This is a genomic window from Tabrizicola sp. T74, from assembly GCF_057219935.1.
This window is the reverse complement of sequence record NZ_JBXVVT010000003.1, coordinates 117,164-139,873: the sequence shown is the minus strand read 5'-3', so window position 1 is coordinate 139,873 and position 22,710 is coordinate 117,164. Positions and strand designations below refer to the sequence as shown.

Below are 22,710 nucleotides of genomic sequence, written 5' to 3'. Positions count from 1 at the left end.
GACCTTGTCAGTCCACCCGCGCCAGCAATCCGCCAGGCTGGCGGGCAATTCGTCCCTCAAGCTCCAGGTTCAGAAGCTCGGGCGCAAGCTGGGCCGAGGTCACCTTGAGGTCCCGCAGCAGCTGATCTTCGGCCAAGGGGCTGGGGCCCAGCCGGGACAGGATCATCGAGTGGAGCAGCGCCATGTCCTTCAAGGGTCGCTGCGGAGCTTCGGGGCCGGGCAGCGGCGGCAGGGTCATCTGCGGTTCCGGCCGCGCCTCACCGGGCGTACCCAAAGCCTCAAGCACGTCCTGCACGCCGCGGACCAGTACCGCCCCATCGCGGATCAGCATGTTGCAGCCCGAGGCGCGCGCATCGAAGGGGTGGCCGGGCACCGCCATGACCTCGCGCCCGTAGTCGAGCGCCGCCCGGGCGGTGATCAGGCTGCCGGACTTCGCCGCCGCCTCGACCACGATAACTGCGCGCGAGAGGCCCGCGACGATCCGGTTGCGCAAGGGGAAATGCCGGGCCTGAGGTTCCAGCCCCGGGGGGTGTTCGCTGATCCGGCAGCCCCTTTCATCGATCATCCGGGCCAGCGCGTCGTTTTCGGCCGGGTAGATCACGTCGATCCCGCCCGCCATCACGGCGATCGTCCGCCCTTTGGCGTCCAGCGCCGCCTCATGCGCCGCGGAGTCGATGCCGCGTGCGAGGCCGGAGACGACCGTCATCCCCGCCTCGGACAGGCCCTGGCCGAGCCTGCGCGCCATGCGCATCCCGAGGGACGAGGCATTCCGCGCGCCGACCATGCCGATCGCCGGACGGTTCAACAGCGTGACGTCCCCCTTGGCCCACAGGACGGGCGGGGCATCCGGGATGTCGATCAGGGCCTGGGGATAGTCATCCTCGCCATGCACCAGCAGCCGCGCCCCGGCGGCAAGTCCCTGACGTTCTTCGGCGATGATGACACCGATGGGACAGGGTTCGTAATCCTCCACCCCGGCAGCAGCGGCGATCTCCGGCAAGGCGGCCAGTGCGGCGCGGGCCGAGCCATGTTCCGCCATCAGCCGATGATAGGTGACGGCGCCCACCCGCCGCGACCGAACCAGGCGCAGGCAATCCCGCCGTTCATCGGTCGACAGACCAGAAGACAGCTTCGCAATCTGACCATCCGCCATCGGCGCCCTCATTCCTCGCATCGGGCGTAGACTGCACCCAGGAAGGTTAATGAATGCTGAATGCCTGAGCCAAGGTTCGGTCTGGCGAGGATTGAAGTCCCCGCGAATATTTGATCAAATGGCATCAAGACCCCGTGGCCCGAGTCTGTCCTTTGGGGTGTCATCCATTCTGGGGAGCGAAGACCATGCTGAACGCCGAAGTAGCCAAGCGCCGCGACGAGGCCATCTCGCGCGGGGTTGGGATGATGACGCAGATCTATGCGGATCGGGCGCTGAATGCGGAAATCTGGGATATAGAGGGCAACCGCTACATCGACTTCGCCGCCGGGATCGCGGTGGTGAACACCGGGCATTGCCACCCCAAGGTGATGGCCGCGGTGGCGAACCAGATGACGAAGTTCACTCACACCTGCCACCAGGTGATGCCCTACGAGAACTACATCCGTCTGGCCGAGCGACTGAACGAAAAGGTGCCGGGCAACTGGAAGAAGAAGACGATCTTCGTGACCACAGGTGCCGAGGCCTGCGAGAATGCGATCAAGATCGCCCGCATCGCCACGGGCCGCGATGCCGTGATCGCCTTCGGCGGCGGCTTCCATGGCCGGACCTTCATGGGCATGGCGCTGACCGGGAAGGTCGAGCCCTACAAGAAGGGCTTCGGCTCGATGATGCCGGGCGTGTTCCACGTCCCCTTCCCGATGGAGCCGCACGGAATTTCCACCAAGGACGCGATGGCGGGGATCGAGAAGCTGTTCAAGGCCGACCTCGACCCGGCCCGCGTCGCGGCGATCATCTTCGAGCCGGTGCAGGGCGAAGGCGGGTTCTACCCGGCGCCGACCGAGTTGGTGAAGGCGATCCGCGCGCTGTGTGACCAGCATGGCATCGTGATGATCGCCGACGAGGTGCAGACCGGCTTTGCGCGGACCGGCAACCTGTTCGCGATGGAGATGCATGGCGTGGCCGCCGACCTGACGACCATGGCCAAGGGCCTCGCGGGCGGCTTGCCGCTGGCGGCCGTAACCGGCCGGGCCGAGCTGATGGATGCAGCCAACCCCGGGGGCCTCGGCGGCACCTATGCCGGCAACCCGCTGGGAATCGCTGCGGCCAATGCCGTGCTGGACGTAATCGAGGAAGAAGACCTCTGCGCCCGCGCCAATGAACTCGGGAGCCGTCTGAAGCAGCGGCTGGAGGCGATCCGCGCGACCTCGCCCGAGATCATCGACATCCGTGGCCCCGGCTTCATGGTGGCGGTGGAATTCGGCAAGCCCGGCACGAAGGAACCCGACGCGGGCTTCACCGGACGCGTCCGGATGGAGGCACAGAAGCGCGGGCTGATCCTGCTGACCTGCGGCGTCTATGGCAACGTCGTGCGCTTCCTGGCGCCGATCACCATTCCGGATGCCCATTTCGCCGAGGCGATGGACATCCTGGAAGCCGCCGTCGCAGCCGCGCGGCAGTAAGGGGCCGGGCGGGACCATTCTGCCGATCCGGAGTTATGGCAACAGAACGGATCGGTTGAATTCCGCCCATCCCGCCATTTTCCGGTCGAAAGCCGGGCCTGTATCGTTACTGTCCGACCGTAGACTCACAACCTGGAGCAGACCAATGACCCGTTTCCTTCTGACCCTTCCCCTGCTGGCCCTGCCGCTGATGGCCTGCACGCCGGCCGAACAGAACGCGGCGCTGGGTGCCGTGGGCGGTGCCGCCGTCGGCGCGGCGATCTCGTCGGACAGCGACCGCGAAAAGGGCGCCCTGATCGGCGCAATGGTCGGGGTCGCGGCTTCGCAGCTGATCGGGCCGGCCCCGCAAGCGGGCAAGTGCTACTACCGTGACCAGAACGGCAACCGCTTCATCGCGAACTGCCAGTAGGCCTGCGGTACACGGCTTTCGGACCCCGGCCCGTCCTGCGGGCTGGGGCCCCTTCATTTCGGACCTCCTGCACTTGGCCGGTCCTTCCGCCCTTTCGCCGGTCAGGCGGAACGGCTAGAAGCGCGGCCAGTCCACTGCAGGGCCCGACATGCCTGACCCATCGACCGGGATCGAGATTGCCTCTGCCACCGTGCGACTGGGCGGGCGGCTGATCCTGAATGCGCTTGACCTGCGGCTGACCGAAGCCCGGATCGGCATCCTCGGGCGGAACGGATCGGGCAAGACAACGCTTCTGCGCCTGGTCGCGGGCCTGATCGCCCCGCAGTCGGGCACAGTCCGGGTTGATGGCTTTGACCCCTATGCCGACCGCAAGGCAGCGCTTGGCGGCATCGGCATCCTGTTCCAGAATCCCGACCACCAGATCCTGTTTCCGACCGTCGAGGAGGAGCTGGCCTTTGGCCTGACCCAGCAGGGACTAAGCCAGGCGCAGGCGCAGGACCGCGCCAATGCCGCCCTGCAAGCTGAAGGCAGGGCACATTGGGCCAAGGTGCCAGTCACCAGCCTGAGTCAGGGCCAGCGCCACTACCTGTGCCTTCTGTCCGTCCTGCTGATGGCCCCGCGCACGATCCTGCTGGACGAACCCCTGGCCGGGCTGGACCTGCCGACACAGGCCCGCCTAGCCCGCCGCTTCGCAGCCCTGCCGCAGCGGCTGGTGACCATCACCCATGATCCCGCGACGGTCCAGCACTGCGACCGGGTAGTCTGGCTGGAAGCGGGCCGCATCGCTGCGGACGGGCCGCCCGGGGCGGTGATCCCCGCCTTCACCGCCGAAATGGCCCGGATTGGAGTGCGCGATGCTGACGCCGATCTCGCCGGTTGACAGCGCACTCCACCGCTGGCCCGCCGTGGCCAAGCTGGCAGCGATTGCGGGCCTCGGGATCCTGCTGGGCGTGATCCAGGACCCGCTGGCGCTGGCGGCGATCTTCGCGGGCGTCTGGCTGGCCTTCCTGTCCCTTGGCTGGGCCGAAGCCGCGCGATTGCCGCGACGGCTTTGGCCACTGTGGCCCTTTGTCCTGGTGATGGGCGGCTGGCATCTGTATCGCGGCACGCCCGAGGCGGGCCTGGCCATCGTCCTGCGGATGATGACGATGTTTGCCGCTGCCGCGCTTCTTCTCCTCACCACCCGCTTCGATGCTCTGCTGGCCGCCTTCGCCGCGATCCTGCGCCCGCTGGAACGGGTCGGCCTGCCGGTCAACCGCATCGCGCTGGCCCTGGCCATGGCGGTCCGCTTCATCCCGGTCCTGTCGCAGCGCGCGGGCGACCTTGCCCAGGCCTGGCGCGCCCGGTCCGCTCGCCGACCCCGCCACCGCCTGCTGGTGCCGCTGGCCCTGGCCGCCCTGGACGAGGCCGACCACGCCGCCGAGGCCTTGCGCGCGCGCAGCGGATCGGTTTAGCAGGGCGCCAGACCCCACGGAGATCCGCCTTGGAACGCAGCCTTGCCCATATCGCCCTCTTTGCCGCCCTGATCGCAGCACTTGGCTTTCTGCCGCGGATCGACCTGATCGCAGGCGTACCGATCACCTTCCAGTCCTTCGGCGTCATGCTGGCGGGCGCGGTCCTTGGCGCGCGCAAGGGGGCGCTGGCGGTCCTTCTCTTCATCGCGCTGATCGCGCTTGGCCTGCCGTTCCTGTCGGGCGGCGCGAATCTGTGGTCGGTCCTCTACACCCCGCGCATCGGCTATGTGGTGGGCTTCCCGGTCGCGGCATTCGTGACGGGCTGGCTGACCCAGCGCCTGTCCGGCCTGCCGCTGTCCGTGGCTGCGGGCCTGGCCGCTGTGGGCGGCGGGATGATTGTCCTCTACGCCATCGGCATCCCCGTCGCGGCCTACATGAACGACCTGACCCTGGCCGAGACCGCGACCGGAGCCCTTGCCTTCCTGCCGGGCGACCTGGTCAAGGCGGTGGCCACCGGCCTTGTCACCGGGCAGCTTGCCCGCATGCGGCCGGGCGTAGTGCAGTCACGCGGCTGATGCCTCGACCAGAAGCGCGGTACCGATCCCACCCGCAGCTGCGATGGCGGCAAGCCCGCGCCCCCGCTGCAGCCCGTGGAACAGCCGCACGGCCAGGATCGCGCCCGAGGCCCCGATCGGGTGGCCCCGGGCCAGCCCTCCGCCTGCCGGATTGACGATGGCGGGGTCCAGCCCCGCGCCTTCGACCACCGCGATGGCCTGGACAGCATAGGCCTCCATCACCTCGGCCATGGCCAGCGGCTCACCACCCCAGATCGCGCGGATGGCGGCCACGGGCGCAAGGCCCGGTTCCATCGGATCGCCCCCGAGCGTCCGGCCCGCCAGCAGCGCCAGGCCCCTACCTTTCGCGATCCGGTCGCTGACCACAAGGCACAGCGCCGCGGCATCGGCGGCGACAGCAGCCGTCGCGGCAGTGATGCTGCCTGCCACCACCGGCGCCTTGGCCAGAAGACGGGGGGGCAGGGAGCGGGGGAAGGCGTCCCGCGCGATGCCCAGAACCGGCACGATCTCGGCAGATAGGTCCGCCCGCAGCGCCTTGTCATGGCTGGCCACAGCCCAGGCTTCTTGCCTTGGCCGGTCAATCCTCAGCCGCTGCGCCAGCGCCTCGGCGGCCTCGGCCATGCCCGGATTGCGGTCGGGCCAGGGGGTGAAAGGCGCCTCGTCATATGGCACCGGAGCCCCGCCGTCGGGATCGGTGCGCAGCCGCAAGGGACGGCGGGAGTAGCTTTCGACACCGCCCGCCAGCACCACTTCGGCCATGCCCGCGTCTACCATGGCGCGGGCCAGCAGGATCGCGTCCAGCCCGCCCGCACATTGCCGGTCTGTGGTCAGCCCGGCCACCGCCTCGGGCAGGCCCGCCGCCAGCGCCACCCGCCGCGCCGGGTTGCCGCCGGCACCGAGGGCGTTCGACAGGACCAGCTCATCCACCCGGTCCAGCGCAATCCCGGCATCGGCCAGACAGGCCCTGACGACGGGTGCGGCCAGATCCTCCAGCGACAGCCGGGCAAAGGCCCCGCCGCGCGGGACAACCGCAGTGCGGCGGGCGGCGATCAGGCGGGCCATGGCGGGCTTGCATCAAGGGCCTTCAGGTCGGTCTTGCCCGAGGCCAGCACCGGCCAGTCATCCCGCCAGATCACCACCTTCGGTGCCCGCGTCGGCCCCAAACGTTCGCGCAACAGGGCGAGAAGGGCGGCCTCTTGCGCGGTGTCCCCCTGCAGGATCGCCACCAGCGCCTGGCCGCGCAGAGGGTCGGGGACGGGCAGGATTGCCGCACGACTGACAGCAGGATGAGCTTCCAGAAGCGCCTCGATCTCTTCGGGAAAGACGTTCTGGTCGGCCACCGTGACCATGCGGCCCGCGCGGCCCTTCAGGTACAGCCATTCCCCCTGCAGACGGCCAATCTCGCCCACAGAAACCCAACCGTCGCGCCAGGTTGCGCCCCCTGCCCCCTTCGGGCCAGCATAAACCAGAAACAGATAGGGACTGCGCACCCAGACCTCGCCCGACGCGTCCAGCTGCAGCTCGACCCCGGGATAGGCCCGCCCGACCGACGCGTCCGGAGTGGTGTCATCAGACAGGGTGACAAAGCTCGTCTCGGCGGCCCCATAGAACTCGCGCAGCGCTGCCTGCGGGGCCAGGCCGGTCAGCCGCGCCCGCAAGGCCGGATCAAGCTTCGAGCCGCCGATCAGGATCATTTGCAGGTCCGGCCAGGGCCCCTGCCCCAGCGCCATGAGCCGCAGCTGCGCGGGCGTCGCGTACAGGTGCGTGATCCGTTTCCGCACCAGCGCCGCCGCCTGACGGTCCGGCCGCAGGGCATCCAGAAGATGCACCTCGGCGCCCAGGTGCAACCCCTCGATCGCGCCATAAAGCGACAGCGAATGCACCAACCGACCCGGCACCGCGACCCGCGCGCCGGGGCCGATGCCAAACGCCGCGTTGACCGCAAAGCTTGCCGTCCACGAGGCTTGCGTCCGCCGGATGCGCTTGGGCTGGCCGGTCGAGCCCGAGGTCAGCGTCTCGAAGACCGGTTGACCGTATGGCGCGGGCGCGGACTGGTCCGGTGCGCCGATGCGAAAGGCCGGATGGCCGATGGCCGCTGCCAGACCGGCGGCGGTGTCGGGCAGGACCGCGCAGTCGGGCCGCCCGGGCAACACCTCACGCCCCGCGATGTCGATCAGCCGGGCCTTCGGGTGCCAGCGAAAGCCGTCCGTCATGCCAGCAGACTGGCGATCCGCCGTAGCGCCAGCAGGTAGCCCTCTGTCCCGCAGCCCACGATCACCCCGTCGGCCCGGTGGCTGACATAGGAATGATGCCGGAACGCCTCGCGCTTGTGGATTTGCGAGATATGGACCTCGATCACCACGCCCTCATAGGCATTCAGCGCGTCCAGGATGGCGACCGACGTGTGCGAATAGGCCCCCGGGTTGATGATGATCGCAGCCGAAGTCCCCCGCGCCGCCTGGATCCAGTCGACCAGCTGGCCTTCGTGGTTCGACTGCAGCGCCTTGACCGCCAGCCCCAGGTCCTCGGCAAGGTCGGACACCTTTGCCGCCACATCCTCCAGCGTTTCGCGCCCGTAGATTTCAGGCTGGCGCAGGCCAAGGAGGTTCAGGTTCGGGCCGTTGAGAAAAGTGACGAGCTTGGGCATGTCGGGGTCCGCGAGTAGGGTCGCGCGAGATTAGCCGATATGACCCGGGCAGCAACCGGCAAAAAAACGGCGGCTTTCCAGGGGACCTTGGGGAAAGGTCGGAAAGCCGCCCAGGGAGACACCGGTTGCCCCAAGGGGCTGATTTCAGGCCACTTTCTCCAACACCAGCTCGGGCTTGATGCCCAGCGCATGGACGACCTCGCGGGTCAGGTGCGGGCGGTTCAGGGTGTAGAAGTGCAGATCCTCGACCCCGCCCTGGATCAGCCGGTCGCACAGCGCCGTGCACTGGGTCAGCGCCAGAAGCTCTTCGCGCCCGTCGCGGGCGGCGGTGGTAAAGGCCTCGTCCAGCCGCGCCGGGACCGAGGTGCCGCAGCGGCGGGCGAACTTCTTGGCGCCCTCCCAGCTGGTGATCGGCAGGATGCCGGGGATGATTGGCGCGGTGATCCCGGCCTTCACGCAGGCATCGCGGAAGCGGAAGAAGGTGTCGGCGTCGAAGAAGAACTGGGTGATCGCGCTAGAGGCCCCGGCGTCGATCTTGCGCTTCAGCCAGGTCACGTCGGCGCTGGAGTCTGCGGCATCCGGGTGCGGCTCAGGATAGGCACCCACGCGGATCTTGAACTTGCCGGTCCGCGCCAGTTTCTCCACCAGCTCCACGGAATTCGCAAAGCCCAGGGGATGCGGGACAAACCGCTGCGCGCCTTTCGGGGCATCGCCACGGAGGGCCACGATCTCTGTCACCCCGGCCGCGGCGTAGGATTCGGCAATGGCCAGCGTCTCGGTCTGAGTCGCGTCAACGCAGGTCAGGTGCGCGGCGACGGGCAGGCCATAGTTGCGATGGATGGTCGAGACCGCTTCATGCGTCAGGGTCCGCGTGGTGCCGCCCGCGCCATAGGTCACCGACACGAAGGACGGCTTCATCGGCGCCAGCGCCTGCACCGTTTCCCACAGCCGGAAGGACGCGTCCAGCGACTGCGGCGGGAAGAATTCGAAACTGATACGGGGCGCGTTGGACATGGTGGTCTCCTTCGATGACCCCTTGTCGCAGATTCCTCAATGTGAGACCAATTCATAGTTCTCACGATCTTCATGAGGTTCGTTCATGTATATCGAACTGCGTCACCTACGCACGATCCGCGCGATCCAGCAAGCCGGGGGTCTGCAACGGGCGGCAGACATGCTGAACATGACCCAGTCTGCCCTGTCGCATCAGGTAAAGGGACTGGAGGACCAGGCGGGGATGGAGCTATTCGTGCGCCGGTCGAAACCCATGCGGCTGTCGGCTGCCGGAGTGCGGATGCTGCGGGCAGCGGAGCGCATCCTGCCCGAGATCGACGCGATGGAGGAAGAGTTCCGCGCCTTGCGCGCGGGCCGGACGGGCCGCCTGCACATCGCCATCGAATGCCACGCCTGTTTCGACTGGCTGTTCCCAGTGCTGGAGATGTTCCGCCACGCCTGGCCCGAGATCGACGTCGACATTCGCGCGGGGCTGGCCTTCGAGGCCCTTCCGGCGCTGAACCGTGAGGATGTGGACCTGGTGATCTCGTCCGACCGCGAGCCGCCGCCGGGGATCGTCTTCAACCCCCTCTTCGACTATCACCCGACCTTCGTTGGCTCATCGCAGAACCCCTTGGCCGCAAAGGACTTCATCACTGCGGAGGACTTCCGCGACCAGGTGCTGATCACCTACCCGGTCAGCCGCGACAAGCTGGATGTGTTCACCGAAATCCTGACGCCCGCCAAGGTGGAACCCAGGGCCCAGCGGACCGCGGAACTGACGGCGGTGATCCTGATGCTGGTGGGGTCGAACCGTGGGGTGGCAGTGCTACCGGACTGGGTGATGCGCGAGGTGAAGACGAATGCCGACTACATCACCCGGCCCCTGGGGCCCGAGGTGGTGACCAAGCGGATGTATGCGGCCACGCGAGAGGAAGATGCGGCGAAGCCCTATATCGCGCACTTCCTGCGGCTCGCGCGGTCCGAGCCGGTGAAGCTGCAGCGCGGGTAACCCGGCCTGGCACGAACCTTCTGCGAAGGTTCAGTGTCGAATTTTCGCAGAAAATTCGTGCCCGTCAGGCGCGGATCGTGTCCGCCAGCGCCTTGAAGAGCCCATCGTTGGCCGCGATCAGCGCGCCGTCCAGGGGATCGGTGCCCTCACGCAACCCCTCGACCAGCCCCCCGGCCTCCTTGACCAGCAGGATGCCCGCCGCGATGTCCCAGGCCGAAAGCTCCCGCTCCCAGAAGCCGTCGAAGCGGCCCGCCGCCACGTAGGCAAGGTCCAGCGCGGCAGCCCCCCAGCGGCGGACCCCGGCACAGGCGGGCATCAGGCGGCCCAGGTCCTTCAGCATCGCTGGCAGCGTCGACTTCGCGCCGAACGGGATGCCGGTGGCGAACACCGCCTCGTGCATCGCCCGACGGGCCGAGACGCGCAGACGGCGGTTGTCGTTCAGCCAACAGCCCGCGCCCTTTTCGGCCCAGAACATCTCGTCCTTGGCCGGATCATAGACGACCGCGCTGACGATCTCGCCCTTGTGCTCCAGCGCGATCGACACCGCCCAATGCGGCATCCCGTGCAGGAAGTTCGTGGTCCCGTCCAGGGGATCGACAATCCAGCGCCGGGTCGGGTCAGCCCCGGCAGCACCCCCGGTCTCCTCGCCCAGCCAGCCATAGGTCGGCCGCGCGCCCATCAGTTCTTCCTTGATCAGCCGCTCCGCCTCGCGGTCGGCCTTCGAGACGAAGTCGCCCGGCCCCTTGGTCGAGACCTGCAGGTTTTCCACCTCGCGGAAGTCCTTGACCAGCGAACGGCCCGCCTTGCGCGCAGCCTTGATCATCAGGTTGAGGTTGGCACTGCCTTGCATGGACTTCACTCCGGTCGGTTCACGGCGGTCGGGATCTGCGGGGGTCTGGGAAAGTGGGGCTGCAGAGGTCGGGCGGGCATACACGCGGGACGCCTGGAAGTGAAGTACTGCCATGGGCCTCGCCAGCCTGATCCTGAGCTTTGCGTTGCTTTGTCTGCAGAACCGGTCATTCTGGGATGGCACTCGGGATTGAGGGGAGGCCACATGATCCTTGACTGGCTGGCGACCGCGTCAGGCGCGGCTGTGATCGGAGGTGGCCTGGTCGGGCTCTCCGCCGCCGTGCTCTTGGTGCTGACCGGGCGCGCAATGAACATGTCCGACATGTTTGGCAGCCTGCTTGGCGGAAACGAGGGGCTGGCTGCGGCCAGCATCGCCTTCCTGGCCGGGCTGGTTCTTGCCCCGACGGTCTGGCAGATCTGGGTGCCGCTGCCAGAGGCAGGCGAGGCGACCAACGTGCCGCTGGTTCTGGTGGCCGGGCTCCTTGCCGGCTTCGGCGCAAGACTTGGCAGCACCGGCATCAGCGGGCAGGCAATCCTTGGACTGGCGCGTCTGTCGAAGCGGGCGCTGGTCGCCGTGGTCTGCCTGATTCTGGGCGGGATTGCCGGAGTGGTCGCGTCGGGCTGGGTCCGCAGCAGCGGGGTGCCGACATGATCCGGCTTGCAGCTCTGGCCTGCGGACTGCTCTGCGGTGGTGGCCTCATCCTCTCGGGCCTGGCCGACCCCGCGCGGGTGCAGGCTTTCCTTCGCCCCGGTTCGGGCTGGGACCCGAGCTTTGGGCTGGCGATCCTGGCCGCGATTGTGCTGGCCTTCCTGGGCATCAGGCTGCACAGACGGCTGGGTCGCGCTGTGCTTCCCGGCCCAGCTGTCCCGCCCGAAGCCGAAGGCATTGATGCAAGGCTCGTCGCCGGAAGCCTGCTCTTCGGGCTGGGCTGGGGGATTTCCGGCTATTCGCCCGGCACCGCGCTGACCGCCGTGGGGCAGTTCCTTGGGGATGGCGCGCTGTTCGCTGCAGCCGCGCTGGTCGGGATGCTGCTGCACGATCTGACGACGGCCCGCGGGCGCGCGACGATGAGGAACATGCGGTCCCGCGGCTAGGCTTCGGCACCGAAAGCCCGGCTGCACCGGCAGAGACAAGAGCGCGGGTCCAAGGGCGGGTGGCCCTACTGGACGATCACCACGCGCATGTTCTCCATCCCCTCGGCCTTGACCATCTCGAACAGGATCTTGGCGTTGTCGGGATGCAGCCGCACGCAGCCCCGGCTGGCTGGCGCACCAAGGCGATCGATCTGGTCGGTGCCGTGGATCGCATAGTGCCCGTCGTAGAAGATCGCGAACGGCATCGGCGCGTTGTTGTAGCGCTTCGAGCGATGGTTCCGTGACAGGAACTCGGGCGCGTAGGTGCCGGTCGGAGTGATCTTTCCCGGCTTTGCGGTAGAGACCGGCCAGGTGAAAAGCAACCGCCCCTCGTGGTAGACCTTCATGGTCTGCGAAGCGATGGACACATGGGCCACCACCCGCTCGGCCAGGGCAGGGCCGGGCAGCAGCATCAGGCCCATCAGAAGCGCGGCAAAATGGCGGCGCATGGTAACCTCCGAATGTGTAGATCAATCACGGGCAGGATTCCCGATGCATCACAGTAGTCAATGAAAAACCGGCGAAAATCCGGTCAGGAATCCCGGATTTGTGGCGGGTTTGGGTCAACCATTGTCCGGGCCGGGCGCAATCAGCCCGCCGATCATCGGACCCTGCAACTCGCGCAGCAGTTTGCGGCGGATAGCGGCGGGATAATCCGCTTGCGTCGGGGCGCTTTCGACAAAGGCACCGGGGCCGCGGATGACCTCATTCAGGTAGTAGTCCAGGATGTCGGCCTCATGCTCTCCGACCGCGAGGCCATTCACCGTGATCCCGGTGAAATCCTCGCGCTCATAGGTGCGCGCGACCGAAATGCCTTCGTTGTTGCGCCCGTCGCCCGCCACGTCAATCACCCTTCGGTCACAGTCGGGGGCATCGTCCATCAGTCCGGCCCCATAGCGGAGCGCATCGCCCATCGCGGTCGCAAGGCGTGCCGCCGGGCGTGGCGTGCGGCGCACGGTCCAGATCAAGCTGTCCAGCGCCTCGGGGCTGTCCAGCATCACCCAGTCCTGCACCAGGTCCTGATAGCCGCGCCCCGACCAGTAGTAGACCGCCAGCGCGACCTGACCTTCCGGCACAAGGATCGCCCGCCGCACCTCCGGGTCCTCCAGCGCCAGGGCCAGGCCTTCGGTCTGGACGATGTAGTCCTGCGAATCGATGGACCGAGAGATATCGACCGCCAGCGCCAGGGCCAGGCGGCAGTCGGCAGCGGCGGCAGGCTGGCAAAGCAGCACAAGGCAGGCCAGGCGGAGCATCACGACCCTCCGCCACCGATGCTACGCCCGAAGGGTCACCGCGCAAAGCGCCTACCGCGGGCGGCGGCGGATCAGGGGCACGTTCGACCGCGCGGCCTCGAACTGCGTCTCGGGATGCGGCGGATGGCCTGCCGTTTGCTGCCAGTAGCCTTGCGCGCCGCGCCGCAGCCAGACCGGCAGGGTCAGCACCAGCCCCGCGACAAATCCGCCAACATGCGCCCAGTAGGCCACGCCGCCCTCCTCGCCCGGGATCGCGACGCCTGACCCGATCTGGATCGCCAGCCACAGCCCCAGCACGATCCAGGCCGGGATCGCGAAGATGCGGAAGAAGATGACGAAGATGAACAGGACATCGACCTTGGCCTTGGGGAACATGAGGAGATAGCCGCCCATCACCCCCGCAATCGCGCCCGAGGCCCCTACCATCGGAATGGGCGAGCCCGGATCAGGCAGCGCCTGCGCGAGGCCCGCCGCCACTCCGCAGGCCAGGTAGAAGATCAGGAAGCCCACCGGCCCCATCTCTTCCTCCAGGTTGTCGCCGTAGATCCACAGGAACAGCATGTTGCCCGCCAAATGCATCCAGCCGCCATGCAGGAACATCGAGGTGAAGATCGTCTCCAGCCCCTGGCCCTGCATGAACCGGGCGGGCACCAGGCCCCAGGTCATGAAGAATCCGTTCAGGTCCCATTCCGAAAGGGTGGTGAAATAGCCCAGGAAAACCAGGATGTTGATCGCGATCAGCGCGAAGGTGACATAAGGCGTGCGCCCCGAGGGGTTATGGTCGCGGATCGGAAACATGGCCGCAGCCTTTCCGATCCGCCGTCAGGCGTCAAGCGTCGGCCACCGCCGCCAGCAGCTGCGCATTGCCGCCCGAGGCGGTGGTATCGATGCACAGGTGCCGCTCCAGATGCGTGTGCCCTGCGTCGGGTGCGGCGATCAGCGGCAGGATCGGCCCCTGCCTTTGTGCCAGCGCCTGGGCGTAAGGGCGGCCAGCCTCGGCCTCGCCCCACCAGAGCGCACCCGAGAAGCCCTGCAGGGACTTCAGGGCGTCGGGGGCAAGGCCGGGCGCCTCCACCGCGTGGCCGCCAAGCTTGCGGATCGCTTCTGCCTGGGCCAACGCGGCGGCGCGTCCGGGGCCCAGGCAGAGAAGGGGCGCGCGGGGCGTCAGAGTCAGGCGGTTCGATTCGCCGGTCGGGCCAGGCATGTCCTGGGTCAACGGCGCGGTGGCGGGCCAGGGGGCAGCGAGAGCCTTCGTCACCTCGGTGACCGGGATGGCGGCCTCGTCCGGGGTGGCGACGGGCGTGGGGGCCTTGGTGAAGCGGGTCAGGTAATGCGGCCCGCCGGCCTTTGGTCCGGTGCCTGACAGCCCCTCACCTCCGAAGGGCTGCGAGCCCACCACCGCGCCGATCTGGTTACGGTTGACGTAGGTGTTTCCCACCCGGATGCCGTCGACGATGTGCTGCACCCGGTCGTCGATGCGGGAGTGGAGGCCGAAGGTCAGTCCGTAGCCCGTGGCGTTGATCGCCGAGATCACCCGGTCGATCTCGGAGGCCTTGAAGGTGGCGATGTGCAGGACCGGCCCGAAGATCTCGCGCGGCATGTCCTGGATGCCGTTCACTGTCAGCACCGTTGGCGCGATGAAGGTCCCCTGCCCCGGGGCGCGCAACTCCTTCAGTACCCGCCCCTCGGCCCGCGCGGCATCGACATAGGCGCGGATACCCGCCTGCGCCTCGGCGTCAATCACCGGGCCGATGTCGGTCGACAAAGCCCACGGATCGCCCAGCGACAGGTCCTCCATCGCGCCGAAGAGCATCTCGGTGACAGTGTGGGCGATGTCCTCTTGCACATAAAGGCAGCGAAGCGCCGAACACCGCTGGCCCGCCGACTGGAAGCTGGAGGCGATGATGTCACGCACCGCCTGTTCCGGCAGCGCGGTCGAATCGACCAGCATCGCGTTAAGGCCGCCGGTCTCCGCGATCAGGGGAGCGGTGGGGTCAAGGTGGTCTGCCATCGCCCGACGAATGGCCTGCGCCGTCTCGGTGGAGCCGGTGAAGGCCACGCCACTCACACGCGGGTCGCGGGTCAGGGCAGCGCCGATCTGGCCGTCGCCCGGGAGGAGTTGCAGCGCGGTCGCGGGCACTCCGGCGGCGAGGAGGTGGTCGACGGCAAGGCAGGCGATAAGCGGGGTCTGTTCGGCGGGTTTCGCCAGCACGGCGTTCCCGGCAGCGAGGGCGGCGCCGATCTGGCCGCAGAAGATCGCCAGCGGAAAGTTCCAGGGGGAGATGCAGGCGAAGACCCCGCGCGCCGGGTGCGGTTGGGCGGTTTGCGTGGCGTAGTAGCGCAGGAAGTCCACCGCCTCGCGCAGTTCGGCGACGGCATCGGACAGGGTCTTCCCCGCCTCGCGCGCCAGAAGCGCGAAGATGCGGCCGAAGTCCTGCTCCATCCGGTCGGCGGCGCGGTTCAGGACCGTGGCGCGTTCGGCGGGCGCGGCAGACCAGGGTTCGGCGAGGCGATGCGCGGTATCCACGTCCGGCAGGCCCGCCGTGGTGACATGGCCGACCAGAGCGCCCGTGGCGGGGTTCAGGACGGCCAATTGCGATCCGCCGACGACACGGCCCGCCAGGCGCGGGGCGGCGTCGATGCGGGCCTCCAGGAAGGGCTCGCGAGCGGCTTCGATGGCCGCAAGGTCGGCGGCATCGGTGAGGTCCCAGCCTTTCGAGTTCTTGCGCGTGCCGAAGAGCGCCGGGCCGGTTTTCAGCGCGGGACTCGGGATTGTGGGCAGTCCTTCGACCACCGTCAGCGGGCAGGCGGCGACGGCTTCCGGGGCGACGTCCTCATCGACGATCTGGTTGACGAAGCTGGAGTTCGCGCCGTTCTCCAGAAGCCTGCGCACCAGATAGGCCAAAAGGTCGCGATGCGCGCCGACGGGGGCATAGATCCGGCAGCGGGTGGCGTTGTCGGTGAGAACGATGTCATGCAGCCGCTCGCCCATGCCATGCAGACGCTGGAATTCGTAGTCCATCGCCGTCAGCCCCTGCGCGTCCACCATGTGCAGGATCGCGGCGACGGTATGGGCGTTGTGGGTGGCGAACTGGGGGTAGATGCGGTCGGTCAGCGACAAAAGCTTGCGGGCGTTGGCGATGTAGGAAACGTCCGTCGACTGTTTGCGGGTGAAGACCGGGAAGCTTTCCAGCCCCATCACCTGCGCCCGTTTCACCTCGGCGTCCCAATAGGCCCCCTTGACGAGGCGGACCATGATCTTGCGGTCAAGCCGCGTGGCCAAGGCATGCAGCCAGTCAATCACCGCACCCGCGCGCCGCCCATACGCCTGGACCACCACCCCGAACCCGTCCCAGCCCTTCAGCGCCGGGTCGGAGAGCGTGGCCTCGATCACCTCCAGCGACAGGGCCAGGCGGTCGGCCTCTTCCGCATCAATGTTGAAACCCAGACCCGCGGCCTTCGCCAGCGTCGCCAGGGCGCGGACGCGGGGGACCAGTTCCTCCATCACCCGCTCGCGCTTCGCCACCTCATAGCGCGGATGCAGCGCGGACAGCTTCACCGAGATGCCGGGGTTGGTGCGGATGTCGTTTCCCTTCGCCGCCCGCGCAATCGCCGTGATCGCGCGGGAATAGGCCAGGTGATACCGCCGCGCATCACCTTCCGTCCGCGCGGCCTCGCCGAGCATGTCGTAGCTATATGTATAGCCCCTGACCTCCAGCTCCTCGGCCCGGTCCATCGCCTTGTCGATGGTTTCCCCCAGGACGAAGTTCCGCCCCATTTCCTTCATCGCCCGACTGACAGCGGTTCGGATCACTGGCTCCCCCAGCCGCCTGACCGCCCCTCGCAGCGCGCCCGCAATCCCGCCCTCCCGGTCGTCCAGCACCTTGCCGGTCAGCATCAGCGCCCAAGTCGAAGCGTTCACCAGCGAGGACGCCGATTTCCCCAGATGCCGCCCCCAGTCCGAAGGTGCGATCTTGTCCTCGATCAGCGCGTCCATCGTCTCGGAATCCGGCACGCGGAGAAGGGCCTCGGCCAAGCACATCAGCGCGATGCCCTCGTCGGTCGACAGCCCGTATTCCGCAAGGAAAACCTCCATCAGACCGGGCCGCGAACTGGCCCGGATGCGGCGCACCAGATCCGCCCCCTGCGCCACGACATGAGCCCGGGCCGACGCATCCAATGCCGCCTCGGCCACCAGCCGTTGCACGAGCGCCGTCTCGTCGGTCAGCGCGCCCGTGGTGATGACGGACCAGGCGGCGGGAGCGGTCGCAGATTTCATGGCAGGCACCTTTCTTTCCGCCCAGCATAACGCGAATATTGCAGGCTGTTTTCCTGAAGATCATGTGATATGCGGGCCAGAATCGCGTCAATCAGGGAAGTGCTTATGCCAAACGACCGCGTCGATCTGGACCGTTTCGACCTTGCGATCCTGCGGGTCCTGCAGACCGAAGGCCGCATTCCCGCCGTCGAACTCGCCCGCCGCATCGGGTTGTCGAAGTCCCCCACCCAGGCCCGGATGAAGCGACTGGAGGAGATCGGCATCATCACGGGATATCGCGCGATCCTCGACCCGATCAAGATGGGCCAGGCGCATGTGGCCTTTGTCGAGGTGCGGCTGTCCGACACGCGCGAGGCGGCGCTGACCGCGTTCAACCGGGCTGTTCTGACGGTGCCCGAGGTCGAGCAATGCCACATGATGGCGTCAAGCTTCGACTACCTCCTCAAGGTCCGCACCTCCGACATCCAGAGCTACCGCCGGGTCCTGGGCGAAGTGATCAGCGCGCTCCCCCATGTCGCCAGTACCTCGACCTATGTGGCGATGGAGGCGGTGAAGGAGGTTTTCTGAGCGTAAGGTGGGCGATCCGCCCACCCTACCTGGCAGGCACCGCGCCTCGTCGGTGAAACTTCGCGTCCGGCTCCGCGTAGCTGCGCGAAACGGAGGCGCGCATGGACGGCATCGGACGACTCTTCATGGCGCTGCTCTTTCTGGCAGGGGCCTTCCAGAAAGCACTGGCCCCGCACGTGGCGGCCGGGCTTCTGACCGGGGTCGGCGCGCCGGGCTGGCTGGTCTGGCCCGCGCTGGGGCTGAACCTGGCGCTGGCCCTCGGCCTTCTGCTGCCGCGCACGGTCTTTCCTGCGGCGCTGGCGGCTGCGGTCTACTGCGGCCTTACCAGCCTCTTCCACTTTCAGCCGCAGGATGGCTGGCAAATGTCGATCTTTGTGAAGAACTGGGCAATTGCGGGCGGACTTCTGGCGCTGGCCGCCGCGCACAGACCCGGTTAGTCCTTGGGCTTGCCGGGCGAGATCGTGACCTTTGCGTTGGTCGAAGCCACCTGAACCGGGGCCTTCGCGGCCTCCTTCTTTGGCTTCTTAACTTCCTTGCGCTTGTTCATACCCTTGGCCATGACCACGTCCCCCTGTCGGCCCGAGCGGCCGCCCCCGACCCTAGGCTCCCGCCCTTACGAATGCACGAAGCAAATGTGCCCGATCTTGCCAGCCCGCAACCGCCGCCGCACACTGCGCGAAACGGGAAACCGGGAGTGACCGATGAGCCTTGACCGCGCCGAGATCGCAGCCGCCACCCAACCCCTGAACCGCGCACGGTCGATGCCTGCGGGGTTCTACACCGATCCGGTGATCTTCAGGCTGGAACGCGAGAAGCTGTTCCTCAAGCACTGGTTCTTCCTGTGCCGGGCCGAGGACCTTCCGAACCCCGGCGACTACCGCGCCTTCGACAATCCCGGCGGACCCATCGTGCTGATCCGCGGCAATGACGGGCAGCTCCGCTGCTTTGCCAACTACTGCCGCCACCGCGGCTCGATCCTTCTGGAAGGCCAGGGCAATGTCGGCGGCCGGATCACCTGCCCCTACCACGCCTGGAGCTACCTGAACGACGGGCGCCTCTACGGCTGCCCCGACATGAAGGACGCCGAAGGCTTCGACAAGGTCGAAAACGGGATGGTGGCGCTGGACCTGGACAGTTGGGAGGGCTTCGTCTTCGCCCGGTTCACCAAGGACGGTCCAAGCCTTCTGGAACACCTCGGCGACTTTCCAGACCGGATGGCCAGCCACAAGCTTGGCCAGATGCGCTGCACATGGACTGTGACGCTGGACGTCGCCTGCAACTGGAAACTGATCCTGGAAAACGCGGTCGAGACCTATCACACCGGCATCGTCCACCGCGACACGGTCGGGGCGCAGCAGTCGCGGTCGCCCGAGACGAAAGGCAACTGGATCACCATTCAGGTGATCTCGGGCCGGTCCATCGCCACCTTGGGCAGCGACCAGCCACCCTTCCCGCCCATCGACGGCCTCGACGACGACGCGCAGATGGGCACCTACTTCACCGTCATCTTCCCCACCGTCCAGTTCGCCGTCGCACAGGATTGCCTGTGGTGGCTCAACACGCGTCCCGTGGCCGAGAACCGCACGATCCTGGAGGTCGGCGGCTGCTTCCCCGAGGATCGGCTGGCCTTGCCGGACTTCCAGGCTCGGGCCGAGCCCTATTATGACCGGTGGGAGCGGGTGGCGAAGGAAGACGTCGGCATCCTGGAAAAACAGCAGCGCGCGCTGGGGTCCGCGCTCTACAAGCCCGGACCGCTTTCATGGCGCGACGACATGGTGCAGGCGATGGGCCTTTGGGTGGTGGACCGGCTGGGCCTCTGACGGCTCGTCGTGCGCCTTCGGCTTCTCCTCGCGGGACCTGAGCGAGGAGTGCCCGAAGGGCTTCGACGAGCCACATCTAGCCCTGCGGTGTCATCGCCTTGCGTTGCTTCGCCCGCTCGATCCCCAGCTTGTGCTCGCGCCAGATGATCAGGATCCCCGCCGTCACGATCAGCGCCGCCCCGCCCAACATGGTCCAAGTCGGCACTTCCGAGAAGATGAAATAGCCGATGGCCAGCGCAAAGATCATCGAGGCATAGTCAAAAGGCGCCACCAGCGAGGCATCGGCCTCGCGGTAGCTTGAGGTCAGAAGGATCTGCCCGACCCCACCCAAGAGGCCCGCCATGACCAGAAGCGACGCCTCCAGTGGCGTGGGCCAGACCCAGCCGAAAGGAACAGTCACTAGCGACAGCGTGGTCGCGGTCAGCGAAAAGTAGAAAACGATGGCCGCCGTGCCTTCCGTGTGCACCAGCTTGCGCACGAAGACCTGCGCGAGCGCGGCAAAGACCGCGCTGCCGAGGACCAGCGTCGCGCCAAAGGCTTCGGTCACGCTGGCCGTGCCGGGCCCGATGGACAGACGCGGCAGCAGGACAATCAGCACCCCCACCATCCCCAGGGCCACACAGGTGATCCGGAACAGCCGCACGTCCTCGCCCAGGAACATCGCCGCGAAGATCACCGTCAACAGCGGCGCCGCATAGCCGATGGCCGTCACCTCGGGCAGCGGCAGGTAGCCAAGCCCGGCAAAGCCCAGGCCCATCGAGGTTGTGCCCACCAGCCCGCGCCAGAAATGGCCAAGCGGATTCGCCGTCCTCAGTCCGGTTGCCAACTCCCGCCGCCAGGCCAGCCAGACCATGATGACCGGGATCGCAAAGGCCGACCGGAAGAACACCGCCTGCCCGGCCGGAACATGCGCCGAGGTCGCCTTGATCAGCGAGGCCATGGCGATGAACACCAGGACCGAGCACAGCTTGTAGGCGATGCCGCGCAGCGGGCGGCTCTGTTGGGGTTCGTTGGGCGGGGTTTGGGGTTCCACAGGGACCGTAGTGCTGGACGCGGCAGGTCATTTCAGGTTCCCTGATCGGAAAGGAGAATGCCATGCCGAAAGCGCCACTTGCGGACAGAATTGATCAGGGCCGGGGTGCGGTGCCCGCCGACCTCGTCCTGAAGGGCGGCCGGGTCTTCGACCTGATCACCGGGGACCTCGTCGAAACCGACGTCGCGATCTGCGGCGACACCATCGTGGGCGTCTTCGGCAGTTATGCGGGGCGGAAAGAGATCGACGTCTCGGGCAAGGTCCTCGTACCCGGCTTCATCGACACGCATCTGCATGTGGAATCCTCGCTGGTCACCCCGCACGAATTCGACCGCTGCGTGACGCCGCGTGGGGTGACCACGGCGATCTGCGACCCGCACGAGATCGCGAATGTCTGCGGGATCAAGGGGATCCGCTTCTTTCTTGAGTCCGCGTCGCAACTGGTGATGGACCTGCGGGTGCAGCTGTCTTCCTGCGTGCCCTCGACCCATATGGAGACGACCGGCGCGCGTTTGTCCGCTGCCGACCTCGTGCCTTTCAAGGACCACCCCAAGGTCATCGGCCTGGCGGAGTTCATGAACTACCCCGGCGTGCTGATGAAGGACCTGGGCTGCCTGGAGAAGCTGGAGGCCTTCCAGGGCCGCCACATCGACGGACACGCGCCGCTGCTGCGGGGGAACGACCTGAACGGCTATATCTCGGCGGGGATCCGGACCGAGCATGAGGCGACCAGTTACGAGGAGGGATTGGAGAAGCTGCGCAAGGGGATGCGGGTGCTGATCCGGGAAGGGTCGGTCTCGAAAGATCTGCACGCGCTGGCGGGGCTCCTGACCGAACGATTCTCGTCCTACCTGTGCCTGTGCACCGACGACCGGAACCCGCTGGATATCGGCGAGCATGGGCATCTCGACTACATGATCCGCACGGCCATCGAACTGGGTGCGCCGCCGCTGGCGGTGTATCGGGCGGCGTCGTTGAGTGCGGCGGAGGCTTTCGGGCTGAAGGACCGCGGGCTGATTGCTCCCGGCAAACGGGCGGATATCGCGGTGATCGACAGTCTGGAGGGGTGCCATGCCTCGTTGGTCCTGGCGGGGGGCGTGGCGGCGGATGATGCGGCTTTTGCGGGCCGCGCGACAACCGAGCCGGTGGCGCGGCACTCGGTGAAGTCGGCGCGGATCGAACCCGCGCAGTTCCGGACCGGCGGCAACCGGGTGGAGACGCCGGTGATCGGCATCCTGCCCGGCAAGATCATCACCGAACACCTGAGTTTCGACATCGCCCCGCAAGACGGGGACAAGCGGCCGGACCTGGCGCGCGACCTGGTCAAGATCGCGGTGATCGAGCGGCACGGGGTGAACGGGAACCGGGCGACGGGGTTCGTGAAGGGCTTCGGGCTGCAACGGGGGGCCATCGGGTCGACGGTCTGCCACGATCATCACAACATCGCGGTCGTTGGGGCGGACTACGGGGACATGGCGCTGGCGGCGAACCGGCTGGTCGAGATCGAGGGCGGCTTCGTCGTTGTCGAGGGGGGCCGGGTGCTGGCGGAACTGGCGCTGCCAGTGGCAGGGCTGATGTCCTTGCGGTCCTTCGAGGAGGTGCGGGAGGAGCTGGTGAAGTTGCGGGCCGCCGCGACCTCTCTGGGGGTGGTGCTGGAGGAGCCCTTCCTGCAGCTGGCCTTCCTGGCGCTGCCGGTGATCCCGCATCTGAAGATCACCGATTTCGGCATGGTCGACGTGGACCGGTTCGAGGTCATCCCCTGACCTGTCCACGGTGGACAGTGTAGGATTGTCATTTGTTTTCAGGGTCTTGGATATTTCCGTTAGGAGTTTCTTAACCCGCAGTCACCCCCTCACCCTGGCCCTCTCCCCCGGAGGGGAGAGGGGACGCGGGTGGTGCGACCTGCGCCCGGTTGGGATGCGCCGCGCGGGTGGTTGGCGGGTTTCAGATTAAGCGCTGACGCGCAAGCCTTTCTCTCGCCGCTTTGCGTGAAGGACGCAAAGGGGCTCGAAGAACGGGGGTTTCACACCCCCGCACCCCCGTGGGATACTTGCAGAAGAGAAAGACGATCT

24 protein-coding genes are annotated in these 22,710 nt (G+C 67.3%); 12 read left to right on the top strand and 12 right to left on the bottom strand.

Annotated elements, in window-relative coordinates:
* Nucleotides 1–7: 7 nt before the first annotated feature.
* Entirely contained in the window at nt 8–1,153 is a 1,146-nt protein-coding gene (dprA, locus tag AC2EAL_RS10145) for a DNA-processing protein DprA (protein ID WP_484724096.1), read from the bottom strand.
* Between the two features lie 185 nt (nt 1,154–1,338).
* On the opposite strand from dprA, the gene AC2EAL_RS10140 reads away from it, so the two are divergent.
* The 5 genes from AC2EAL_RS10140 to AC2EAL_RS10120 all read left to right on the top strand — a co-directional run bounded on the left by AC2EAL_RS10140 (nt 1,339) and on the right by AC2EAL_RS10120 (nt 5,051).
* Nucleotides 1,339–2,613, top strand: a complete 1,275-nt coding sequence (locus AC2EAL_RS10140) for a 4-aminobutyrate--2-oxoglutarate transaminase (RefSeq protein ID WP_484724095.1) — start codon at nt 1,339–1,341, stop codon at nt 2,611–2,613.
* A 145-nt stretch (nt 2,614–2,758) separates the two neighbouring features.
* Entirely contained in the window at nt 2,759–3,022 is a 264-nt protein-coding gene (locus AC2EAL_RS10135; RefSeq protein WP_484724094.1) for a glycine zipper 2TM domain-containing protein, read from the top strand.
* Between the two features lie 148 nt (nt 3,023–3,170).
* Nucleotides 3,171–3,902, top strand: a complete 732-nt coding sequence (locus AC2EAL_RS10130; protein WP_484724093.1) for an energy-coupling factor ABC transporter ATP-binding protein — start codon at nt 3,171–3,173, stop codon at nt 3,900–3,902.
* Entirely contained in the window at nt 3,877–4,476 is a 600-nt protein-coding gene (locus AC2EAL_RS10125; protein WP_484724092.1) for an energy-coupling factor transporter transmembrane component T family protein, read from the top strand. Before AC2EAL_RS10130 ends, AC2EAL_RS10125 begins: the two co-directional genes overlap by 26 nt.
* Nucleotides 4,477–4,505: 29 nt before the next feature.
* The gene (locus AC2EAL_RS10120; RefSeq protein WP_484724091.1) at nt 4,506–5,051 is read left to right on the top strand and encodes a biotin transporter BioY; all 546 of its coding nucleotides are present in this window, start codon (nt 4,506–4,508) and stop codon (nt 5,049–5,051) included.
* On the opposite strand, the gene AC2EAL_RS10115 is transcribed toward AC2EAL_RS10120, so the two are convergent.
* From AC2EAL_RS10115 to metF, 4 genes are all read right to left on the bottom strand, one after another.
* On the bottom strand, nt 5,040–6,113 hold the full coding sequence (locus AC2EAL_RS10115; RefSeq protein ID WP_484724090.1) for a thiolase family protein: 1,074 nt from the start codon (nt 6,111–6,113) through the stop codon (nt 5,040–5,042). The genes AC2EAL_RS10120 and AC2EAL_RS10115 overlap by 12 nt on opposite strands.
* Nucleotides 6,101–7,264 carry an AMP-binding protein gene (locus AC2EAL_RS10110; RefSeq protein ID WP_484724089.1) on the bottom strand — a complete coding sequence of 388 codons (1,164 nt, stop codon included), beginning with the start codon at nt 7,262–7,264 and terminating at the stop codon, nt 6,101–6,103. The genes AC2EAL_RS10115 and AC2EAL_RS10110 overlap by 13 nt, the downstream gene beginning before the upstream one ends.
* Nucleotides 7,261–7,698, bottom strand: coding sequence for a type II 3-dehydroquinate dehydratase (gene aroQ, locus AC2EAL_RS10105; RefSeq protein ID WP_484724088.1), 438 nt, complete (start codon nt 7,696–7,698; stop codon nt 7,261–7,263). Before aroQ ends, AC2EAL_RS10110 begins: the two co-directional genes overlap by 4 nt.
* A gap of 144 nt (nt 7,699–7,842) precedes the next feature.
* Entirely contained in the window at nt 7,843–8,712 is an 870-nt protein-coding gene (gene metF / locus AC2EAL_RS10100) for a methylenetetrahydrofolate reductase [NAD(P)H] (RefSeq protein ID WP_484724087.1), read from the bottom strand.
* Nucleotides 8,713–8,797: 85 nt separating this feature from the next.
* On the opposite strand from metF, the gene AC2EAL_RS10095 reads away from it, so the two are divergent.
* On the top strand, nt 8,798–9,703 hold the full coding sequence (locus tag AC2EAL_RS10095) for a LysR substrate-binding domain-containing protein (protein WP_484724086.1): 906 nt from the start codon (nt 8,798–8,800) through the stop codon (nt 9,701–9,703).
* A 64-nt stretch (nt 9,704–9,767) separates the two neighbouring features.
* On the opposite strand, the gene AC2EAL_RS10090 is transcribed toward AC2EAL_RS10095, so the two are convergent.
* Complete coding sequence (locus AC2EAL_RS10090) at nt 9,768–10,553, bottom strand: inositol monophosphatase family protein (protein ID WP_484724085.1); 786 nt, start codon at nt 10,551–10,553, stop codon at nt 9,768–9,770.
* 204 nt (nt 10,554–10,757) lie between these two features.
* Between AC2EAL_RS10090 and AC2EAL_RS10085 the strand changes: the two genes are divergently transcribed.
* On the top strand, nt 10,758–11,204 hold the full coding sequence (locus AC2EAL_RS10085; protein ID WP_484724084.1) for a YeeE/YedE family protein: 447 nt from the start codon (nt 10,758–10,760) through the stop codon (nt 11,202–11,204).
* Nucleotides 11,201–11,647, top strand: coding sequence for a DUF6691 family protein (locus AC2EAL_RS10080; RefSeq protein ID WP_484724083.1), 447 nt, complete (start codon nt 11,201–11,203; stop codon nt 11,645–11,647). The genes AC2EAL_RS10085 and AC2EAL_RS10080 overlap by 4 nt, the downstream gene beginning before the upstream one ends.
* 65 nt (nt 11,648–11,712) lie before the next feature.
* Here the strand turns inward: AC2EAL_RS10080 and AC2EAL_RS10075 are convergent, their stop codons facing one another.
* The 4 genes from AC2EAL_RS10075 to putA all read right to left on the bottom strand — a co-directional run bounded on the left by AC2EAL_RS10075 (nt 11,713) and on the right by putA (nt 17,218).
* A complete protein-coding gene (locus tag AC2EAL_RS10075; protein ID WP_484724082.1) occupies nt 11,713–12,135 on the bottom strand; it encodes a L,D-transpeptidase in 423 nt (140 codons plus the stop codon).
* A gap of 114 nt (nt 12,136–12,249) precedes the next feature.
* Nucleotides 12,250–12,939, bottom strand: coding sequence for a DUF1194 domain-containing protein (locus AC2EAL_RS10070; protein WP_484724081.1), 690 nt, complete (start codon nt 12,937–12,939; stop codon nt 12,250–12,252).
* Nucleotides 12,940–12,990: 51 nt separating this feature from the next.
* Complete coding sequence (locus AC2EAL_RS10065) at nt 12,991–13,737, bottom strand: rhomboid family intramembrane serine protease (protein ID WP_484724080.1); 747 nt, start codon at nt 13,735–13,737, stop codon at nt 12,991–12,993.
* Between the two features lie 31 nt (nt 13,738–13,768).
* Nucleotides 13,769–17,218, bottom strand: coding sequence for a bifunctional proline dehydrogenase/L-glutamate gamma-semialdehyde dehydrogenase PutA (gene putA / locus AC2EAL_RS10060; protein ID WP_484724079.1), 3,450 nt, complete (start codon nt 17,216–17,218; stop codon nt 13,769–13,771).
* Between the two features lie 105 nt (nt 17,219–17,323).
* Here putA and AC2EAL_RS10055 point away from each other — a divergent pair, with 105 nt between their 5' ends.
* Nucleotides 17,324–17,785: an Lrp/AsnC family transcriptional regulator gene (locus tag AC2EAL_RS10055; RefSeq protein ID WP_484724078.1), complete on the top strand. Its 462-nt coding sequence runs from the start codon at nt 17,324–17,326 to the stop codon at nt 17,783–17,785.
* A 101-nt stretch (nt 17,786–17,886) separates the two neighbouring features.
* The gene (locus AC2EAL_RS10050) at nt 17,887–18,222 is read left to right on the top strand and encodes a DoxX family protein (RefSeq protein ID WP_484724077.1); all 336 of its coding nucleotides are present in this window, start codon (nt 17,887–17,889) and stop codon (nt 18,220–18,222) included.
* On the opposite strand, the gene AC2EAL_RS10045 is transcribed toward AC2EAL_RS10050, so the two are convergent.
* Nucleotides 18,219–18,344, bottom strand: a complete 126-nt coding sequence (locus tag AC2EAL_RS10045; protein WP_484724076.1) for a hypothetical protein — start codon at nt 18,342–18,344, stop codon at nt 18,219–18,221. The two genes, AC2EAL_RS10050 and AC2EAL_RS10045, sit on opposite strands and share 4 nt — an antisense overlap.
* Before the next feature lie 142 nt (nt 18,345–18,486).
* Between AC2EAL_RS10045 and AC2EAL_RS10040 the strand changes: the two genes are divergently transcribed.
* On the top strand, nt 18,487–19,605 hold the full coding sequence (locus tag AC2EAL_RS10040; protein ID WP_484724075.1) for an aromatic ring-hydroxylating oxygenase subunit alpha: 1,119 nt from the start codon (nt 18,487–18,489) through the stop codon (nt 19,603–19,605).
* Nucleotides 19,606–19,681: 76 nt separating this feature from the next.
* Here the strand turns inward: AC2EAL_RS10040 and AC2EAL_RS10035 are convergent, their stop codons facing one another.
* Complete coding sequence (locus AC2EAL_RS10035; protein ID WP_484724074.1) at nt 19,682–20,638, bottom strand: DMT family transporter; 957 nt, start codon at nt 20,636–20,638, stop codon at nt 19,682–19,684.
* Nucleotides 20,639–20,700: 62 nt separating this feature from the next.
* On the opposite strand from AC2EAL_RS10035, the gene ade reads away from it, so the two are divergent.
* The gene (gene ade, locus AC2EAL_RS10030) at nt 20,701–22,401 is read left to right on the top strand and encodes an adenine deaminase (protein ID WP_484724073.1); all 1,701 of its coding nucleotides are present in this window, start codon (nt 20,701–20,703) and stop codon (nt 22,399–22,401) included.
* The last annotated feature ends 309 nt before the right edge of the window (nt 22,402–22,710 follow it).

Bases quoted from the DNA above. Each gene is read 5' to 3' on its own strand.
- ade (WP_484724073.1), top strand. From the start codon at position 20,701: ATGCCGAAAGCGCCACTTGCGGACAGAATTGATCAGGGCCGGGGTGCG.
- AC2EAL_RS10140 (WP_484724095.1), top strand. From the start codon at position 1,339: ATGCTGAACGCCGAAGTAGCCAAGCGCCGCGACGAGGCCATCTCGCGC.
- AC2EAL_RS10050 (WP_484724077.1), top strand. From the start codon at position 17,887: ATGGACGGCATCGGACGACTCTTCATGGCGCTGCTCTTTCTGGCAGGG.
- AC2EAL_RS10065 (WP_484724080.1), bottom strand. From the start codon at position 13,737: ATGTTTCCGATCCGCGACCATAACCCCTCGGGGCGCACGCCTTATGTC.
- metF (WP_484724087.1), bottom strand. From the start codon at position 8,712: ATGTCCAACGCGCCCCGTATCAGTTTCGAATTCTTCCCGCCGCAGTCG.
- AC2EAL_RS10040 (WP_484724075.1), top strand. From the start codon at position 18,487: ATGAGCCTTGACCGCGCCGAGATCGCAGCCGCCACCCAACCCCTGAAC.
- AC2EAL_RS10085 (WP_484724084.1), top strand. From the start codon at position 10,758: ATGATCCTTGACTGGCTGGCGACCGCGTCAGGCGCGGCTGTGATCGGA.
- AC2EAL_RS10135 (WP_484724094.1), top strand. From the start codon at position 2,759: ATGACCCGTTTCCTTCTGACCCTTCCCCTGCTGGCCCTGCCGCTGATG.
- AC2EAL_RS10095 (WP_484724086.1), top strand. From the start codon at position 8,798: ATGTATATCGAACTGCGTCACCTACGCACGATCCGCGCGATCCAGCAA.
- AC2EAL_RS10055 (WP_484724078.1), top strand. From the start codon at position 17,324: ATGCCAAACGACCGCGTCGATCTGGACCGTTTCGACCTTGCGATCCTG.
- aroQ (WP_484724088.1), bottom strand. From the start codon at position 7,698: ATGCCCAAGCTCGTCACTTTTCTCAACGGCCCGAACCTGAACCTCCTT.
- AC2EAL_RS10115 (WP_484724090.1), bottom strand. From the start codon at position 6,113: ATGGCCCGCCTGATCGCCGCCCGCCGCACTGCGGTTGTCCCGCGCGGC.
- AC2EAL_RS10090 (WP_484724085.1), bottom strand. From the start codon at position 10,553: ATGCAAGGCAGTGCCAACCTCAACCTGATGATCAAGGCTGCGCGCAAG.
- AC2EAL_RS10110 (WP_484724089.1), bottom strand. From the start codon at position 7,264: ATGACGGACGGCTTTCGCTGGCACCCGAAGGCCCGGCTGATCGACATC.
- AC2EAL_RS10045 (WP_484724076.1), bottom strand. From the start codon at position 18,344: ATGGCCAAGGGTATGAACAAGCGCAAGGAAGTTAAGAAGCCAAAGAAG.
- AC2EAL_RS10125 (WP_484724092.1), top strand. From the start codon at position 3,877: ATGCTGACGCCGATCTCGCCGGTTGACAGCGCACTCCACCGCTGGCCC.
- AC2EAL_RS10130 (WP_484724093.1), top strand. From the start codon at position 3,171: ATGCCTGACCCATCGACCGGGATCGAGATTGCCTCTGCCACCGTGCGA.
- dprA (WP_484724096.1), bottom strand. From the start codon at position 1,153: ATGGCGGATGGTCAGATTGCGAAGCTGTCTTCTGGTCTGTCGACCGAT.
- AC2EAL_RS10070 (WP_484724081.1), bottom strand. From the start codon at position 12,939: ATGCTCCGCCTGGCCTGCCTTGTGCTGCTTTGCCAGCCTGCCGCCGCT.
- AC2EAL_RS10080 (WP_484724083.1), top strand. From the start codon at position 11,201: ATGATCCGGCTTGCAGCTCTGGCCTGCGGACTGCTCTGCGGTGGTGGC.
- AC2EAL_RS10075 (WP_484724082.1), bottom strand. From the start codon at position 12,135: ATGCGCCGCCATTTTGCCGCGCTTCTGATGGGCCTGATGCTGCTGCCC.
- putA (WP_484724079.1), bottom strand. From the start codon at position 17,218: ATGAAATCTGCGACCGCTCCCGCCGCCTGGTCCGTCATCACCACGGGC.